The sequence below is a fragment of the Aeromonas bestiarum genome, from assembly GCF_000819745.1.
In the GTDB taxonomy this organism is placed as follows: domain Bacteria; phylum Pseudomonadota; class Gammaproteobacteria; order Enterobacterales; family Aeromonadaceae; genus Aeromonas; species Aeromonas bestiarum.
The window spans coordinates 36,984-52,797 of the sequence record NZ_CDDA01000022.1 but is presented as its reverse complement, the minus strand read 5'-3'; the positions used below and the strand labels follow the sequence as shown (position 1 = coordinate 52,797).

General features: G+C 62.6%; 13 protein-coding genes. 10 read left to right on the top strand and 3 right to left on the bottom strand.

What is annotated here, in order from left to right; translation table 11 throughout:
• Nucleotides 1–273: 273 nt before the first annotated feature.
• On the bottom strand, nt 274–1,725 hold the full coding sequence (locus tag BN1118_RS11840) for an aminoacyl-histidine dipeptidase (RefSeq protein WP_043556240.1): 1,452 nt from the start codon (nt 1,723–1,725) through the stop codon (nt 274–276).
• A 929-nt stretch (nt 1,726–2,654) separates the two neighbouring features.
• Here BN1118_RS11840 and gpt point away from each other — a divergent pair.
• The 6 genes from gpt to BN1118_RS11810 all read left to right on the top strand — a co-directional run bounded on the left by gpt (nt 2,655) and on the right by BN1118_RS11810 (nt 8,409).
• Entirely contained in the window at nt 2,655–3,122 is a 468-nt protein-coding gene (gene gpt / locus BN1118_RS11835; protein WP_042866764.1) for a xanthine phosphoribosyltransferase, read from the top strand.
• 119 nt (nt 3,123–3,241) lie between these two features.
• Entirely contained in the window at nt 3,242–4,510 is a 1,269-nt protein-coding gene (gene frsA, locus BN1118_RS11830) for an esterase FrsA (RefSeq protein ID WP_043138123.1), read from the top strand.
• A 61-nt stretch (nt 4,511–4,571) separates the two neighbouring features.
• Nucleotides 4,572–4,964, top strand: a complete 393-nt coding sequence (crl, locus tag BN1118_RS11825; protein WP_043138124.1) for a sigma factor-binding protein Crl — start codon at nt 4,572–4,574, stop codon at nt 4,962–4,964.
• A gap of 208 nt (nt 4,965–5,172) precedes the next feature.
• Nucleotides 5,173–6,276, top strand: coding sequence for a glutamate 5-kinase (gene proB / locus BN1118_RS11820; RefSeq protein ID WP_043138127.1), 1,104 nt, complete (start codon nt 5,173–5,175; stop codon nt 6,274–6,276).
• An 87-nt stretch (nt 6,277–6,363) separates the two neighbouring features.
• Nucleotides 6,364–7,617, top strand: a complete 1,254-nt coding sequence (locus BN1118_RS11815) for a glutamate-5-semialdehyde dehydrogenase (protein WP_043556239.1) — start codon at nt 6,364–6,366, stop codon at nt 7,615–7,617.
• 156 nt (nt 7,618–7,773) lie between these two features.
• Entirely contained in the window at nt 7,774–8,409 is a 636-nt protein-coding gene (locus BN1118_RS11810) for a murein L,D-transpeptidase catalytic domain family protein (RefSeq protein WP_043138133.1), read from the top strand.
• Between the two features lie 77 nt (nt 8,410–8,486).
• On the opposite strand, the gene BN1118_RS11805 is transcribed toward BN1118_RS11810, so the two are convergent.
• On the bottom strand, nt 8,487–8,915 hold the full coding sequence (locus tag BN1118_RS11805) for a universal stress protein (protein WP_043138135.1): 429 nt from the start codon (nt 8,913–8,915) through the stop codon (nt 8,487–8,489).
• Between the two features lie 208 nt (nt 8,916–9,123).
• Here BN1118_RS11805 and BN1118_RS11800 point away from each other — a divergent pair, with 208 nt between their 5' ends.
• Nucleotides 9,124–9,861 (top strand): hypothetical protein, encoded by a 738-nt coding sequence (locus BN1118_RS11800; protein ID WP_043556238.1) that lies wholly within the window; start codon nt 9,124–9,126, stop codon nt 9,859–9,861.
• A gap of 350 nt (nt 9,862–10,211) precedes the next feature.
• Here BN1118_RS11800 and BN1118_RS11795 read toward each other — a convergent pair whose 3' ends face one another.
• Nucleotides 10,212–10,727 (bottom strand): RNA methyltransferase, encoded by a 516-nt coding sequence (locus BN1118_RS11795; protein ID WP_043556236.1) that lies wholly within the window; start codon nt 10,725–10,727, stop codon nt 10,212–10,214.
• Nucleotides 10,728–11,092: 365 nt separating this feature from the next.
• Here BN1118_RS11795 and BN1118_RS11790 point away from each other — a divergent pair, with 365 nt between their 5' ends.
• The 3 genes from BN1118_RS11790 (at nt 11,093) to BN1118_RS11780 (ending at nt 15,387) form a co-directional block, all read left to right on the top strand.
• Nucleotides 11,093–13,735 (top strand): nitrate reductase, encoded by a 2,643-nt coding sequence (locus BN1118_RS11790; protein WP_043556235.1) that lies wholly within the window; start codon nt 11,093–11,095, stop codon nt 13,733–13,735.
• Nucleotides 13,736–13,904: 169 nt separating this feature from the next.
• Nucleotides 13,905–14,663, top strand: coding sequence for a uroporphyrinogen-III C-methyltransferase (gene cobA, locus BN1118_RS11785; protein WP_043556233.1), 759 nt, complete (start codon nt 13,905–13,907; stop codon nt 14,661–14,663).
• A gap of 139 nt (nt 14,664–14,802) precedes the next feature.
• Nucleotides 14,803–15,387 (top strand): ANTAR domain-containing response regulator, encoded by a 585-nt coding sequence (locus BN1118_RS11780; RefSeq protein ID WP_043556232.1) that lies wholly within the window; start codon nt 14,803–14,805, stop codon nt 15,385–15,387.
• The last annotated feature ends 427 nt before the right edge of the window (nt 15,388–15,814 follow it).

The following is a 15,814-nucleotide window of genomic DNA, read 5'->3' as shown; positions in this document are numbered from 1 at the left end:
TGGATCAACTTTTTGTGTGGTAAATTTACATAAATCATGGAAAGGGTTTTCAAACCCAGTTCTGTTCATGGAGACGGTTTCAGAGCCACTGAGGGCACAATGGCGGGCCGGAAGTGAGCCCTGATGGGCAGATGGAGGGCCAGGGTATTGAAAGGAAGGCGACCCTCAGGAGCCTGGCGTGGATGGCGGTGGCGGCCACATGCGTGCAAAAAAATACCCCGCACTTGGCGGGGTATGCATCAGGTCGACTGCAAGTACAGAGGAACCGGCGCCTTATTTGGCCGGGATCTGCTCCAGCACGTGCACCAGCAGCTGCCAGAAGCGCTCGACCGCCGGGATGTGTACCTTCTCGTCTGGCGAGTGGGCACCGCGTATGGTCGGGCCGAAGGAGACCATGTCCCAGTCCGGATAGGCGCTCTTGAACAGGCCGCACTCCAGGCCTGCGTGGATCACCATGACGTTGGGCATCTCGCCGAACAGGGTCTGGTAGCTGTTGCGTACCAGCGCCATCACGGGGGAGTCCACATCCGGCGCCCAGCCAGGATAGGCCCCGGTAAATTCGCAGCTTGCACCGGCCAGATTGAACAGGGAGCGGGTCATCTGCTCGACGCTCTCGCGACCGGAGTCGATGAGGGAGCGGATCAGGCACTGCACATACACCTCGCCGTCGAGCGTCTTGATGACGCCCAGGTTGGTGGAGGTCTCGGTGACGCCCGGAATGGCATCGCTCATGCGCATCACGCCGTTCGGGCAGGCCATCAGGGAGTCCAGCAGGCGTGCCTGCAGGGTTTCGCTCATCAGCTTGGCCGGTTTCTCCTGAGCCGTGAGCAGCACTGTCAGGTTGGCTTCGGTGGCTGCCAGCTCGCTCTGGTAGATGCCGGCATAGCGGTCGACCAGGGCCTTGAATTCATTGACGTGGGCAGCGGGCACCAGCAGCTTGGCGCGTGCCTCGCGCGGGATGGCGTTGCGCAGGGTGCCGCCGTGGATTTCGGCCAGACGCAGGCCCAGCGGCTCGGCCGCTTTCAGCAGGCGCACCAGCAGCTTGTTGGCGTTGCCACGACCGCGGTGGATATCGACGCCGGAGTGACCGCCACGCAGCCCCTTCACCTGCAGCTCGAACCCGTCGCCCTCGGTGGCGGCGACCTGCTCCAGCGGGAAGCGGATATTGGCATCCACACCGCCGGCGCAGCCCATGTAGACCTCGCCATCTTCTTCGGAGTCGGTGTTGAGCAGGATCTCGCCTTCCAGCCAACCCGCTTCCAGCCCGAACGCGCCCGTCATGCCGGTCTCTTCGTCCGTGGTCAGCAGCACTTCCAGCGGACCGTGCTTGAGGTTTTTGTCGGCCAGCACGGCCAGGCAACCGGCCATGCCCATGCCGTTGTCGGCGCCCAGGGTGGTGCCGCGGGCAGTCACCCAGTCACCGTCTATATAGGCATCGATGGGATCCTGGGTGAAGTCATGCCGGGTGTCGGCGTTGGCCTGGGGCACCATGTCGATATGGGCCTGCAGTACCACACCCTTGCGGTTTTCCATCCCCGGCGTGGCCGGTTTCTTGATGATGATGTTGCCGACGGCGTCTTGCTTGACCGCCAGGCCTTCCCCCTGGGCCCACTCGACTATCCAGGCGCTTAAACGGGCTTCGTGCTTGGAAGGGTGGGGGATGGAGCAGATCTGTTCGAAGAAATGCCAAATCAGTTGGGGAGAGAGAGAACTAAGCTGTGCCACGTCGGGACTCCTTACCAGCACGGAAATTGACCGGGCCCAGAGGGCCGAGGAAGAGGATAACGATAATACAGTCAATCACACAAAAATGTGAGCGATCAGCGCAAATTGCGCGCGGCTTGTGCTGGTAATCGGGTTGTTCGCAGCGTGCAGCCGAGGTTGAGGTGACAATGCCCAGCACAAAAGAAATTACGTGATGTTCGTCACAAAAATATTGTGTTTATGGCACCGGCTGGTAAATTGGTGGCCGTGGTTCGCCACCCGTCAGGATGACGATGAATGCCTCCAGGGAACCGAAGCAAAGCAAGTGCGCCTCCATGGAACCGAGTGTCTGTTCAAGGATCTGAGCCCGCATAAAGGTACGTAACTTGTTAAGCAATCAGGAGTTTTACTATGTCAGGCAGCAATTCAACCTATTGGTTTGCCCAATCGCTCTACACCCAGGGTTATAGCTACCCGAATCCCTTCGCTTACCGCTAAGCAGGGGCGCCCCGCCGGGGACAAGCAACAAGATGTGAAGCAGCAGGTGAGTGAGGATGCCATCCTCCCCCTGCTATTTTTTTATCTGCAACGGGCTGGAACGGATGTGGTAAAGCGTGGGCGTATGCCAGACGCCGGGCGGGATGGCAGGGGGCCGGGACGCTTTTTCCTGCATTTCGCATACGTTTGCCAGTCAATTTATCCGCAAACGATGCTATCATGCCGGCCCAACAGCCTGTCTGCGGTCTTTCCTCCAAACGACATGGCCGCCAGCTATGCCCATCCTGCTTTCATTGCATCTGTTTTTGCTGCCGAGGTACCAGCCCTGAGGCCGCCAACGTGCAAGCCGAATTCGGGAAGCAGGGGTGCCAGCATTGACTCAGCCGCGCGTGAAAACGCGAGGTGATAATTTTTTAAGTACTTGTTTTATATAACTCTTCGAGATAGATAACATGCCAAAAAAGTTTTATGTGTCGTGGGATAACCTGCAACGTGAAGCGCGCCGTCTGGCCCGTCGTCAACTGCCTGTCAGCCAGTGGAAAGGGATCATAGCGGTCAGCCGTGGTGGTCTGGTACCGGCCGCGCTGATGGCCCGCGAACTTGGCATCCGTAATGTCGAAACCCTGTGCATCTCCAGCTACGACCACAACAGCCAGCGCGAGCTGGTGGTTGTCAAAGCGGCGACCACGGCCGGTGATGGCGAAGGTTGGCTGGTGGTGGAAGATCTGGTGGACACAGGCACTACCGCCAAGGCGATCCGCGAGCTCTACCCCAAGGCCAAGTTCATCGCCATCTTCGCCAAGCCCATGGGTGAGCAGCTGCTGGATGACTTCGAAGTCGCCATCCCGCAGGACACCTGGATCGAACAGCCCTGGGACATGGCGCTGGAGTTTGCCCAGCCTATCTGCGACGAAGAGTAAGCACTGAATCAGCTTCAAAGGGCTCCTATATGGAGCCCTGTTTTTTTGTGGTGCAACTGGCTGCCGGGCGGGAAAAGTGGTTAAGATGGAGCCATTGCCTGACCGTATGAGTAATTACTTTGGACTTGAACGACGACCTTAACCTGACCGAGAAGCTGTTTACCCGGGTCAAGAAGGTGCTGGAGACCTCCGAGATCTCCAACAGCAGCCCGGTGGAAGAGCAAGATGCCAATCTGGACGAGACCTTTATCGATGGCTCCATGTCGTCGCGCTGGTATCGTCTGCTGCGCCGGCCAACCTGGGCCTGGCAAGGGGCGGATCCGGTCGAGGTGGAACAGACGCTGGCCTGCATCGCCATGGGAAAAGGGGAACGCACCCACGAGCGTTACCTGGATACCATCAAGGGCTATGTGTCCGGCAACTGGGTCTATGAGTGGAGCCAGCTGGCCGGCCGTTACTTCAATCAGGGCCGCGCCCTGGTGGAGCAGGGTGACTCGGCGGCAGCCCTGAAGGATCTGCTCAGGGCGGTGCGTTACTACTCCATCGCCAGTTATCCCCATCTGAAGAATGACGAGTTGGCGGATCAGGCCCAGTTGCTCGGCAACATGGCCTACCGCGAGGCGGGTCGCCTGTTCAAGGTGCCCCTCAAAGAGATACAGGTGCCATTTCGTGGCAAGAGCATTCAGGGCTACCTGCATCTGCCGACCACGGACAAACCCGTGCCCCTGGTCATCGTCAGCGGCGGCATCGACTCGCTGCAGGTCGATTTCCTCAACCTCTATCTCAAATGCCTGGAACCCAACGGCATCGGCATGTTGTCGCTGGATATGCCGGGTATCGGCTATGCCGAGCACTGGCCACTGGTGCAAGACACCAGCCGGCTGCATCAGGCCGTGCTGAACCACCTGTCAGAGGTGGCCTGGGTCGATCATCAGCGCATCGCCATGGTGGGTTTTCGTCTGGCGGGCAATGTGGCGGCGCGCCTCGCCTTCATCGAGCCGTTCAAGCTCAGGACTGTGGTCTGCATAGGGGCGGGCGTCAATCAGGTGTTCACCAATCAGGAGATGTTCGCCCGCTGCCCGCGCATGATGCGCGACGGGCTGGCGAATCGTCTGGGGGCCGACGCGGCCCAGTGGGAGTCGCTGCGTACCAAGTGCCAGGTATTTTCCCTCAAGACGCAAGGATTGCTGGGGACTCGCACTCCCGTGCCGATACTAAGTATCGGACACAAGAAAGATTTTATTTGTCCCGAGCAGGATGTACGGGCATTGGCGTCCGCCAGCCGCAATGGCAAGGCGGTGGTGTTCGACAAGCAACCCTTGCTGGAGGTGTATGACGAGGCGTTGAAAGAGATGGTCGACTGGCTTAAAAAGCACCTATGTACATGATATAGCGCTAAAAAATAACGTCATCCCAGGATGATGTGGCTTGTTCAACAGGGAGGTTAACATGTCAGAAAGAGTGACCTACAAGCGACTGCTGAGGCAGTTTGCCGCGATTGGCCCCTATTTACGTGAAGATCTGTGTGAAGAGGGGCGTTACCGTTTCGACTGTCTCTCCGTCTGCGTCAGCGCCAAACCGGCGCCGGACAAGCGGGAGTTCTGGGGCTGGTGGCTGGTGCTGGAGCAGCAGGATCACAGCTTCAGCTATCACTATCAGGTCGGTTTCTACAATGCGGAAGGGGCCTGGATCAACAAGCCAATCCCGAAGAAGCATCAGGTGGAAGTCGATCGCACCCTCAACCGCTTCTACAAGCTCATCAGTGACAAGCTCACCTCGCTTGAGTGTCGGCTCTCCCCTGCCGAGCAGGTGACCAACGAGCTGACCGTCACCGCCGCCTGATGTACTGATGCCCTGCGAGCCGTCCACTCACTCGCAGGGCCATCTTGTCTCGCTGCCCGCCGTTATCCATTCCTCTCTTCAAGCCAGCAGTCTCTTGCCACAAGGCAAGCTTCCCTGGTCCACGCAGCGCTTGCGGGCTTAATTGCCTTGCAGGGCAACAGGGCCGTGGGTATAAAGGGATTCCTTACTTTTCAGCCTTCTTGCTCCCATGGAAAACAGAACCATAGTCGTCAAACTGGGCACCAGCGTGCTCACCGGGGGATCTTCCCAGCTTAACCGTGCCCACATGGTGGAGCTGGTCAGACAGTGTGCGGCCCTGCACCGTCACGGCCACAGAGTCGTGGTGGTCACCTCGGGGGCCATCGCCGCCGGGCGTGAACATCTGGGTCACCCCCCACTGGCGCCGACCCTGCCCAACAAGCAGATGCTGGCGGCGGTTGGCCAGACCCAGCTCATTCGGGTATGGCAGGATCTGTTCAACCTCTATGGGCTGCACATCGGCCAGATGTTGCTGACCCGCGCCGATCTGGAAGACAGGGAGCGTTACCTCAATGCTCGCGATACCCTGCGCACCCTGCTCGATCACCGTATCATTCCCGTCATCAACGAGAACGACGCAGTGGCGACCGCCGAGATCAAGGTGGGTGACAACGACAACCTCTCCGCCCGCGCCGCCATTCTGGCCGATGCCGACTTGCTGATCCTGCTGACCGATCAGACCGGCCTGTTCACCGCCGATCCGCGCAGCAACCCGGATGCCCAGCTGATCGAAGAGGTGCAGACCATAGACGACACCTTGCGCAAGTTGGCGGGTGGCAGCGTCGGTGGTCTTGGTACCGGTGGCATGGCGACCAAGCTGCAGGCGGCCGACGTGGCGCGCCGGGCCGGGGTCAAGGTGGTGATCGCCACCGGCCAGATGCCGGAGGTGATAGGCCGTCTCGCCAAGGGCGAGCGCATCGGCACCCTGTTCCCGGCGCTGGCCTCGCCGCTGGAAGGGCGCAAGAGCTGGATCCTGGCTGGCCCGCCCCCGCACGGTGAAGTCCAGGTGGATCAGGGCGCCGTGGCCGCCATGCAGGAGAAGGGCTCCAGCCTGCTGCCCAAGGGCATAGTCTCAGTGAAGGGGGATTTCGTGCGCGGCGACGTGGTGCGCATTCTCGATCCCAAGGGCGTCGAGCTGGCTCGCGGCATCTGCCGTTACGACCATCTGGAGCTGGAGAAGCTGCGGGGCGTTCACTCGGATCAGATAGAACAGATATTGGGCTATGGCTATGGCGCCGTGGCCATTCACAGAGATGATATGGTGCTTCTATAAGGCCGCCGGTTCGCTACGGTGATCATGGGCCATTTACCGAGATAACATGGTGCTGCTGTAAGGCGGCACCCAGAAAGGGACAAAATCATGAGTCTGGAGAAAATGGGGCAGGCGGCCCGCGAAGCCGCCTATCAGCTGGCGACCATCAGCACGGCGCAGAAAAACCGGGCACTGGCCGCCATCGCCGATGAGCTGGAGGCGCGTAGCAGCCAGATCCTGGCCGCCAACGACAAGGACATAGCGGCTGGCCGCGAGGCCGGACTGTCGGACGCCATGCTGGATCGCTTGCTGCTCAACCCGGCCCGGCTGGCGGGGATAGTGGCGGACGTGCGCAAGGTGATCACCCTGGATGATCCGGTCGGTGCCGAAATCGACAGCCGGGTGCTGGAGAACGGCCTGCGCCTCTCTCGCCGTCGGGTGCCCATCGGTGTCATAGGCGTCATCTACGAGGCGCGCCCCAATGTCACCATCGACATCGCCAGCCTCTGCCTCAAGACGGGCAACGCCAGCATCTTGCGCGGTGGCCGTGAAACCTTCCACTCCAACCTGGAGCTGGTGCGGGTGATCCAGAGCGCGCTGGCCGCCTCCGGCCTGCCAGCCGAGGCGGTGCAATACATAGACAATCCGGATCGGGCGCTGGTGGGCGAGCTGCTGCGTCTCGATCGCTACGTGGACATGATCATCCCCCGTGGTGGTGCCGGGCTGCACAAGATGTGCAAGGAGAACAGCTCCATCCCCGTCATCATTGGCGGCTTTGGCATCAGCCATGTCTTCGTGGATGAGAGCGCCGATCTGGCGCGCTCGCTGGCGGTCATCGACAACGCCAAGGTGCAGCGCCCCTCCGCCTGCAACGCCCTCGATACCCTGCTGGTGCATGAAAAGGTGGCCGCCGCCCTGCTGCCGCAGCTGGTCAGCCTGATGAACGAGCGCAAGGTGGCCCTGGTGGCCGCCCCCAACGCCATGGCGCTGCTGGCTGGCGCCGACACGCTGCGCGAGGCGGGCCCGGAAGACTTCGATACCGAATGGCTGGGGTTGACTCTGGGAGTCCGGCTGGTGGCGGACGTGAACGAGGCGCTGGCCCACATGCGCGAGCATAACGCCGGCCACTCGGATGCCATCCTCACCAACGATCTGCGCAATGCCGAGCGGTTCGTCAATGGCGCCGGTTCGGCCGCCGTCTACGTCAATGCCTCCACCCGCTTCACCGACGGTGGCCAGTTCGGGCTGGGCGCCGAGGTGGCGGTTTCGACCCAGATGCTGCACGCCCGCGGCCCCATGGGGCTGACCGAGCTGACCAGCTACAAGTGGGTGGGATTGGCGGATTATCTGATCCGTGCCTGAGGACGTTGCCAACGCCTGCTGGAACTATGCCGACTCAGGTCGGCATTTTTATGCTCTTTTCTTGCGCCCCATCAGGGGCTTGCATATAACTATCCAGCAGGGTATGGCGATATTTTGCACACTGCACTACCAACAAAAACGGGAGCAGATTCAAGGATGAAGCAAACAGATTGGATTGCGCGGCCAGGATGGCTCTGGTTGAGCTTGCCGCTGCTGCTGGGTGCGCTCTGTTTCAGCACCAGCAGCCACGCCAGTTGGGATCAGGATCTCTATCGCCAGCTGGGGTTGGCAGGCAAGCTCGACAAACAGGTGTTTCGCCAGGCCATCAACAGTTATCAGAGCGTGCGCCACAAGCGCAAACCCATACTCACCATCATCGACTACAGCAAACCCTCGACCCAGCGCCGGCTGTTCGTGATCGACGTGAAACGCCACAAGCTGCTCTACCACACCTGGGTCAGCCACGGCCGCAACTCGGGCGAGCTGGCGGCCCGCCAGTTTTCAAACCAGCTCAACTCCATGCAGAGTTCCCTCGGCGTCTATCGCACCGCTGAGACCTATCAGGGCAAGCACGGCTACTCGCTGCGCCTCGATGGCTTGAGCCCGGGCAAGAACAGCAATGCCCGCAGGCGTGCCATAGTGGTGCACGGCGCTGACTATGCCAGCCCGCGGCACCTACGCAAATATGACAAGCTGGGCCGCAGCTGGGGTTGTCCCGCGCTGCCCAAGGAGCAGTCCAGGGCCATCATAGACATCATCAAGGGGGGAAGCGTCATCTATGCCCACGGCTGAGGTGCACGCATCCATGCACAAGGCCAGCACGAGTGCTGGCCTTGTTGTTATCTGTTACGCGGTGAACGAGCTGGGCGTTAACGCACGACCAGCACGGGGCAGGGGGCGTGACGCACCACGGATTCGGCGACGCTGCCCACCAGCAGGTGGCTGAGGCCGGAGCGGCCGTGGCTGCCCATGACCACCAGATCGACCTTTTCCTCTTTCGCCTGAATGACGATCTCGTCGGCGGCGCGGCCGAAGCGTACCTCGAAGGTGGCGGGAATGGGCAGGCTGGCGACCAGCTCTTTCAGCTGGGTCTTGGCCTGGCGTTCCATCTCGTGGGTGATCTCGATGGCGGTCATGTGCAGGATCTTGTAGCTGTCGAAACCGTGCAGTTGATCCACCACATGGACCAGCTTGAGTTCGGCCTGATGGCTCCGGGCCATGAACACTGCATAGTCGAGCACAGACTGGGACATCTGGGAAAAATCGACGGGGCAGAGCAGGGTTTTGATGGATGACATATGAAGGCTCCCCTATGGTTGGGCTACTAATGAATCTTATTGTCAATAATACCCATTCAGAGGGTAATAACCCTCGACTCGCTCTCAAAACTGGGAAAAAGAGGTGATTCAGCGCCATATCTTCTTATGATGTGGTATGGCTTGGGTGCATTCATCGCGCTGGCTGATCCGTCGGATGAAAACATCGCCACCGAGGAAATTGTGAAACATGGTTCGTCTGCTGCTGTCGTTGCTGCTTCTTCTGTTCTCCCTGCCCGGTCGGGCCGATCCCCTGCATGTCTATTGCGATGACTGGCCCGGCTTCTGCCAGCCTGATGGGCGGGGCGTCTATCTGGATATCGTCAGAGCCATCTATCTGCCCCATGGCTATGAGGTGATACCGCACCTAGTGCCCTACAAACGGGCGCTGGCTGTGGTGGCGCAAAAAGGGGGAGACATGGCGATGGGGGTCTATCGGGATGAGGTCAGCGGTGTGCGCCAGCCGGATTATCCCGCCTCGGCCGACGATCTGACCGTGTTGATGCTCAAGAAGTGGCAGCCCCAATGGCTCGGCGAGACCAGTTTGAAAGGAGAGGGGGTGCTGTGGCTGCGGGGCTGGGCTTTTGACAAATACATCCCGGTCACCATGCGCTGGCACGAGATCGACAGCCACGACATGGCGCTGCAACTGCTGGCTAAGGAGCGCTACCGCTATTACCTGACCGCAGGTGTGCTCTACTCGGCCGACTCCATCCCCGCCAACATGAATCGCACCTTCCTGCGCTGGATCCCGACCTACCCCATCTTTGCCGATACCGAGCGAGGGGGGCATCTGCAACAGCTCTGGGATCAGGGCATGGTGCGGCTGATCCGGAGCGGTACCCTGGCCGAGATCTATCGCCGTTACCAACTCCATGATTACTACCGTGGTTTTATCAAGGAGCTGGAACAAAGGGTGCAGAAGTAAGGGGAGCAGTGACGCCGTTATAACAAGCCGGCCCGCAGGCGTTTCGCCAAGCGGTCATAGAGGATCATCTTGACCGAGGCCACCAGGTTTATGCAGCTTTGCCGTGTGGCCACATAGACCACAGCTTTACTCTGTTAGCCTGGCCCGCCGGTGTTTCGCCAGCCGGTCGTAGAGGATCACGTTGACCGAGGCGGCCAGGCTTATGCAGCCTTGCCGTGTCGCCACATAGACCACAGCTTTACTCTGTTAGCCCGGCACGGAGGCGTTTCGCCAAGCGATCATACAGGATCACCTTGACCGAGGCGGCTAGGCTTATGCAGCCTTGCCGTGTGGTTACATAGACTACAACTTTACTCTGTTAGCCCGGCCCGCAGGCGCTTGGCCAAGCGGTCATACAGGATCACGTTGACCGAGGCGGCCAGGTTCATGCAGCCTTGCGTCGGTACATAGACCACATCCTTCACGGCGCCATAACGGGCGGGATCCAGGGTGCCATCCTCGGGGCCAAAGATATAGAAGGCCCGCTCCGGATGGACATAATCCGGCAGCGATGTGGCGCCCTCGATCAGATCCACCACCACGGGGACGCACCCGGCCGGGACTATCTCCATGAGGTTATCGATCCCGAGCAGGGGGATCTTGTCCACCATCTGCTTGGTATCCGTGGCAAAACGGCGCGCCAGCTCGAAGCGGTTGCCCGTGTAGTAGACCTCGTCCGCCCCGTAGCAACCGGCGGCGCGCATCACGGCCCCCACGTTCTCTGGTGACTTGGGATTGACCAGTCCGATGCAGCAATAGCCCGGTGCCGCCTGGGTTGGCGATTGTGGATCGGCCTGCTCTGGGCAGCCATAACCTGATTCTTTCATCTTGTTCTCCTCTGTGGCGGCCGCATTATACTCCCGGTTCGCGCTTTGCCCATGACATGCATGTCGAGGCTTGCCTGGGGGCGCCGGCCGCTTGCAGGCTCCGTCTTGGCCCGGCGGTGGCCTCTTTTTGCTCGGCGGGGCCCCGGAAGGGGGCAATTGCACCGTCCCGGCGCAACTCGGCCTGCCTGGCCGCGGTGGCGCAGGGGCTGACATCTTGGCGCAGGGTTTGCAGTCATCCCTGGACAGAGTGAATGCGGCTCATCTGGACAAAGGCGTCCGTCCCCATCAGGGGCGGACGCCTTTTTTATGGGCCGTGGCAATCAGGCAACCCGTAACCGGGTCGCCGGACGACAAGGAGCGAGGGAATGAACACCACCTGTGCCTATTGTGGAGTAGGGTGCGGCATCCGGCTGAGCCGGGAGGGCGCAAGCTGGCAGCTTAAAGGGGATGAACAGCATCCGGCCAACGCGGGCGCCCTCTGCGTCAAGGGGGCCAGCCTGCTGGAGAGTCTCGACTTTCCCGACCGCCTGCTCTATCCGCGCTGGCTGGGGCAGCGCATCGGCTGGGATCAGGCGCTCGATACCCTGGCCAGCCGGTTTGCCACCATATTGGCCGAATCCGGGCCATCGGCCATCGGCATCTACCTGTCGGGTCAGCTCACCACCGAGGATTACTACGTCGCCAACAAGCTGATGAAGGGGTATCTGGGCAGTGCCAACGTGGATACCAATTCCCGGCTCTGCATGTCGTCGGCGGTGGCGGCCCATCAGCGCGCCTTCGGCGAGGATCTGGTGCCCGCCTGCTACGAGGATCTGGAGCTCGCGGATCTGGTGGTGATCACGGGGGCCAACACGGCCTGGACCCACCCTGTGCTGTTTCGCCGGCTGCAGCAGGCGCGGGCGCGGCGCCCCGAGCTCAAGCTGGTGGTGCTGGACCCCCGTCGCACCATGACGGCGGAGCAGGGGGATCTGCACCTGGCCCTCAAACCCGGCAGCGACGTGGCGCTGTGGAACGGTCTCTGCCGTTATCTGCTCGATCACGATGGTTGGGACAAGGATTACGTGGCGCGCCATGTGAGCGGTTTCGAGGCGCTGGCGGCGGCGCTGGACGATCCGGCCTGGCAGCTGGAGGCGGTGGCCCAGAGCTGCGACCTGGCGCCAGGGGATCTGCTCGGCTTCTATCGGCTGTTTGCCCGCACCCCCAAAACAGTCACCCTGTTCTGCCAGGGCATCAACCAGTCCAATCAGGGGGTGGACAAGGCCAACGCCATCATCAACGCCCACCTGCTGTGCGGGCGCATCGGCAAGCCGGGGGCGGCCCCCTTCTCCATGACGGGGCAACCGAACGCCATGGGCGGGCGCGAGGTGGGCGGGCTGGCGACCCAGCTGGCGGCTCACATGGGCTTTGGCGAGGTCGAGTGCGACCGGGTGCAGCGCTTTTGGCAGAGCCCGACCATGGTGCGCGGGCCGGGACACAAAGCGGTTGCGCTGTTCGAGGCGGTTGCGCGCGGGGAGATACGCGCGCTCTGGGTGCTCGGCACCAACCCGGCCGTCTCCCTGCCAGACGGCAACCGGGTGCGCGACGCGCTGGCCCGCTGCGAGCTGCTGGTGGTCTCCGAGGTGACGGCGGACACGGACACGGCGCGCCTCGCCCACCTGCTGCTGCCCGCCGCCGCCTGGGGCGAGAAGAGCGGCACGGTCACCAACTCGGAGCGCACCATCAGCCGCCAGCGTGCCTTCTTGCCCCTGCCGGGCGAGGCCAGACCCGACTGGTGGGCGCTGACCCAGCTAGCCCGCCGGCTCGGCTTCGGCGAGGGCTTTGCCTATGAGCACGAGCACGACATCTTCAGCGAACACGCGGCCCTGTCGGGGTTCGAGAACCAGGGGAGCCGCCAGTTCGACATCTCGGGGCTGGCCCGCCTCAGTCGGGCCGAATTCGAGGCGCTGGCGCCCCTGAGCTGGCCGGTCAACGCCGTCTGGCCCAGCGGCCGCGCCCGCCTGTTCGAGGATGGGGTCTTCTCCACGCCGGATGGGCGGGCCCGGTTGTTGCCGCTGGCCCAGCACTTTCCCCCCGAGCCTGTCGCCGTCGCCGAACCAAAAGCTGTGCTGCAGCCGGCGGGCCTCTCCTTGCTGCTCAATACGGGCCGGCTGCGGGATCAGTGGCACACCATGACCCGCACCGGCCACGTGCCCCGCCTGCAGGAGGCCGAACCCTGGCCCAAGCTGCGGGTGGGCGCCGCCAGCCTGCTGGCGCTCGGGCTGGCCGAGGGGGATCTGGTGCGGTTGAGCAACGGGCTCGGTGAGGCGCGGCTGCTGATCGGGGTGGACGAGGGGCTGAGGGAGGGGGAGGCCTTCCTGCCCATGCACTGGACCGACAGCCAGTGCAGCCAGGGGGCGGTCAACCGCCTCATCGCCGCCGTGGTGGATCCCCTCTCGGGCCAGCCCATGTTCAAGCAGGGGCGGGTGATGGCCGAGCCGCAGCAAACCCGTTGGCAGGGGCTCTGGCTCGGTCAGCAACCCTGGGGGGAGGCGGTGGACTGGTGGGCCAGGCGCCCCCTGCCCGAAGGCAACTGCACCCTGCTGGCCTCTTGGTCGGAGGGGCCCCAGGCGCTGTGGCAGCGGCTGGGGGTGGCGGGCCGCTGGCTGCGGCTGCCGCTCAAGCAGGGCTGGCTCGCGGTGGCGCTGGCGCAGGACCGCATCGAGGGTCTGCTGTTGGTGGGGGAACGATGGCCTGACATCAAGGTCGACCTGCTGGCCAGCCTGCTCGGCACGCCCTTGCAGGCGGGAGCCCTGAGCCAGACCCTGAGCGCGGCCCTGGCCGGGGATAGCCGACTGGTCTGCTCCTGCCTGCGGGTGTCAGAGCTGCGCATCGTCGACGCCATCACCCGGCAGGGGGTGAGCGAGCTGGCGGGGCTGCAGGCCCTGCTCGGCTGTGGCAGCAACTGCGGCACCTGTCTGCCAGAGATAGACAAGCTATTGATTAAGCATGTTTTTATCGCCTCAGCTTAAGAACCTGTACACGATCTTACTGTGAGGCCGTGATCAAGGCTCATGTGCTGCTCGGAATCCTCACGTATATCTATACGCTCCGGTTCCTGCGCTGCGCTTCACCTTGCTGACAGCCTCTCGTGACAGGTCGTGAACAGGTTCTAGGGGGCAGAAATACAAGGAGTGTGAGATGAGCCATGTCAGTCTGGTAGGGGCCGGTCCCGGCCCGCTCGAATTGTTGACCCTGCGTGCCCTGCAACTGCTGGAGGCGGCGGAGGTGGTGATCTATGACCGCCTGGTGGGAAGCGAGATCCTGGCCCGCATTCCCCATGGCGCGGCCCGTTTCGACGTGGGCAAGCGCTGCGGCGAGCCGAGCCCGAGCCAGGATCAGATCAACGCCCTGCTGCTGGCGCTGGCCCGCACCGGCAAGCGGGTGGTACGGCTCAAGGGGGGCGATCCCCTGGTGTTTGGCCGTGGCGGGGAGGAGGCGTTGCACCTGGCCCGTCACGGCATAGCCGCCGAGCTGGTGCCCGGCATCACGGCGGCGCTGGGCTGCGCCGCCAGCAGCCTGATCCCCCTGACCCACAGGGGGCTGGCCCGCTCCCTGACCCTGGTGACGGGTCATCTGATGGAGGAGGGCGACTATCAGGGCTGGCAGGGGCTGGCCCGGGCCGGCCACACCCTGGTGTTCTACATGGGACTGGAGCGGGCGGCGCAGATCCGGCAGGGACTGCTGGCGGCCGGTGCCTCGCCGGATCTGCCGGTGGCGCTGGTGGTGGCCGGTTGCAGCCCGCAGCAGCAGGTGCATGAGACCCGGCTGGCCATGCTGGCAGAGGCCGCCGTGGCCCTGCTCGGGCAGAGTCCCGTGCTGATGATCATGGGGGAGGTGGTGGGTTTGCGCAGCGAGCTGAACGCCCTGCTGACCCAGGCGCTGGATCGGGTGGCCTGAGTCCCTCCACAGCCTCTACCTCCACTACCTCCAGATAGATAAAAAGGGGGTAGATTCAAATAGTTGGCCTTCATGTTGCGTCATCTGCGGTGAACAAGCAGCGACAGACAAGCTGCGCTAGCCGTTGGCAAGGAGCGCCATGACCACTCTTCCCCCCGGGGGCCGTGCCGGCCCCCCTTCCCGCCTGCTGATCCACGCCGATGAGCCGGGTCAGGCCAACCGTCTGGCCCGGCTGGTCAGCCACTACGGCCATCAGCCGCAGATCCTGGACAGTCGCCAACTGCTGACTCCGAACGAACAGGGGGATGCCCTGCTCATCAGCAGTCGCCAGTTTGGCGCCGAGGTGCGGCTCGGCCTCTCTCTCTGGCCCGGGGTGCCGCGCCTGCTGTTTTGCGAGCGGATCGGCACCGAGCCCCAGATCGCCCTGTTGCAGCAGGGGGTGCTGCTGGTGCCGCATCCGTGTGGCGAGCGGGAGCCGGTCGAGCAGTGGCTGCGGCTGGCCCGCAGCCAGCTGGCCATGGTGCAGGCGCTGGCGCAGACCGAGAGTGAACTGCGCCAGCAGCTGGTGGAGCGACGGCTGGTCGAGCAGGCCAAGGGGCGGCTGATGCGTCATCAGGGGCTGGACGAGGAGCAGGCCTACCGCCTGATGCGCAGCACCGCCATGAGTCGGCACCTGAGTCTGGGGGAGCTGGCACGGCAGCTGCTGCTGGCACTGCCGGTGTGAGAACCTGTCCACGATCCTACTGCGAGGCCGTGATCAAGGCTCATGTGCTGCTCGCTTGTTTGTCACCAAGAGTGCTCATGTGTATTTACACACTCCGGTTCCTGCGCTGCTCTTTACCTTGCTGACGACCTCTCGTGACAGATCGCGAACCGATTCTGAGGGGGCTGGCAAACCGTTTTGGTGCAACTGCGCCTAATTGAGGCAAACGAGAAGGCAAAGCGGGAGGAAAAAGGTGGAATAGGGCCCGTTTCGGCGGCTTGGCCAATGTGGCACGGAAAGTGGATTACCCAGAAGACAAGGAGTGATGGCGCCCACGGGCCCGTCACTCGCAACAGGGCAAAGAGGCCTCACCGATCCCGGATCGGTGAGGTTTTTTTTTGGTCGCGACCCTGCAACGGCGCAGGGAAACGGCCGCCCATGACTGTGA

Excerpts from the sequence above, each read along its gene's own strand:
- BN1118_RS11790 (WP_043556235.1), top strand. The coding sequence starts at position 11,093 with ATGAACACCACCTGTGCCTATTGTGGAGTAGGGTGCGGCATCCGGCTG.
- BN1118_RS11810 (WP_043138133.1), top strand. The coding sequence starts at position 7,774 with ATGAAGCAAACAGATTGGATTGCGCGGCCAGGATGGCTCTGGTTGAGC.
- BN1118_RS11805 (WP_043138135.1), bottom strand. The coding sequence starts at position 8,915 with ATGTCATCCATCAAAACCCTGCTCTGCCCCGTCGATTTTTCCCAGATG.
- BN1118_RS11800 (WP_043556238.1), top strand. The coding sequence starts at position 9,124 with ATGGTTCGTCTGCTGCTGTCGTTGCTGCTTCTTCTGTTCTCCCTGCCC.
- cobA (WP_043556233.1), top strand. The coding sequence starts at position 13,905 with ATGAGCCATGTCAGTCTGGTAGGGGCCGGTCCCGGCCCGCTCGAATTG.
- proB (WP_043138127.1), top strand. The coding sequence starts at position 5,173 with ATGGAAAACAGAACCATAGTCGTCAAACTGGGCACCAGCGTGCTCACC.
- BN1118_RS11795 (WP_043556236.1), bottom strand. The coding sequence starts at position 10,727 with ATGAAAGAATCAGGTTATGGCTGCCCAGAGCAGGCCGATCCACAATCG.
- gpt (WP_042866764.1), top strand. The coding sequence starts at position 2,655 with ATGCCAAAAAAGTTTTATGTGTCGTGGGATAACCTGCAACGTGAAGCG.
- crl (WP_043138124.1), top strand. The coding sequence starts at position 4,572 with ATGTCAGAAAGAGTGACCTACAAGCGACTGCTGAGGCAGTTTGCCGCG.
- BN1118_RS11815 (WP_043556239.1), top strand. The coding sequence starts at position 6,364 with ATGAGTCTGGAGAAAATGGGGCAGGCGGCCCGCGAAGCCGCCTATCAG.
- BN1118_RS11780 (WP_043556232.1), top strand. The coding sequence starts at position 14,803 with ATGACCACTCTTCCCCCCGGGGGCCGTGCCGGCCCCCCTTCCCGCCTG.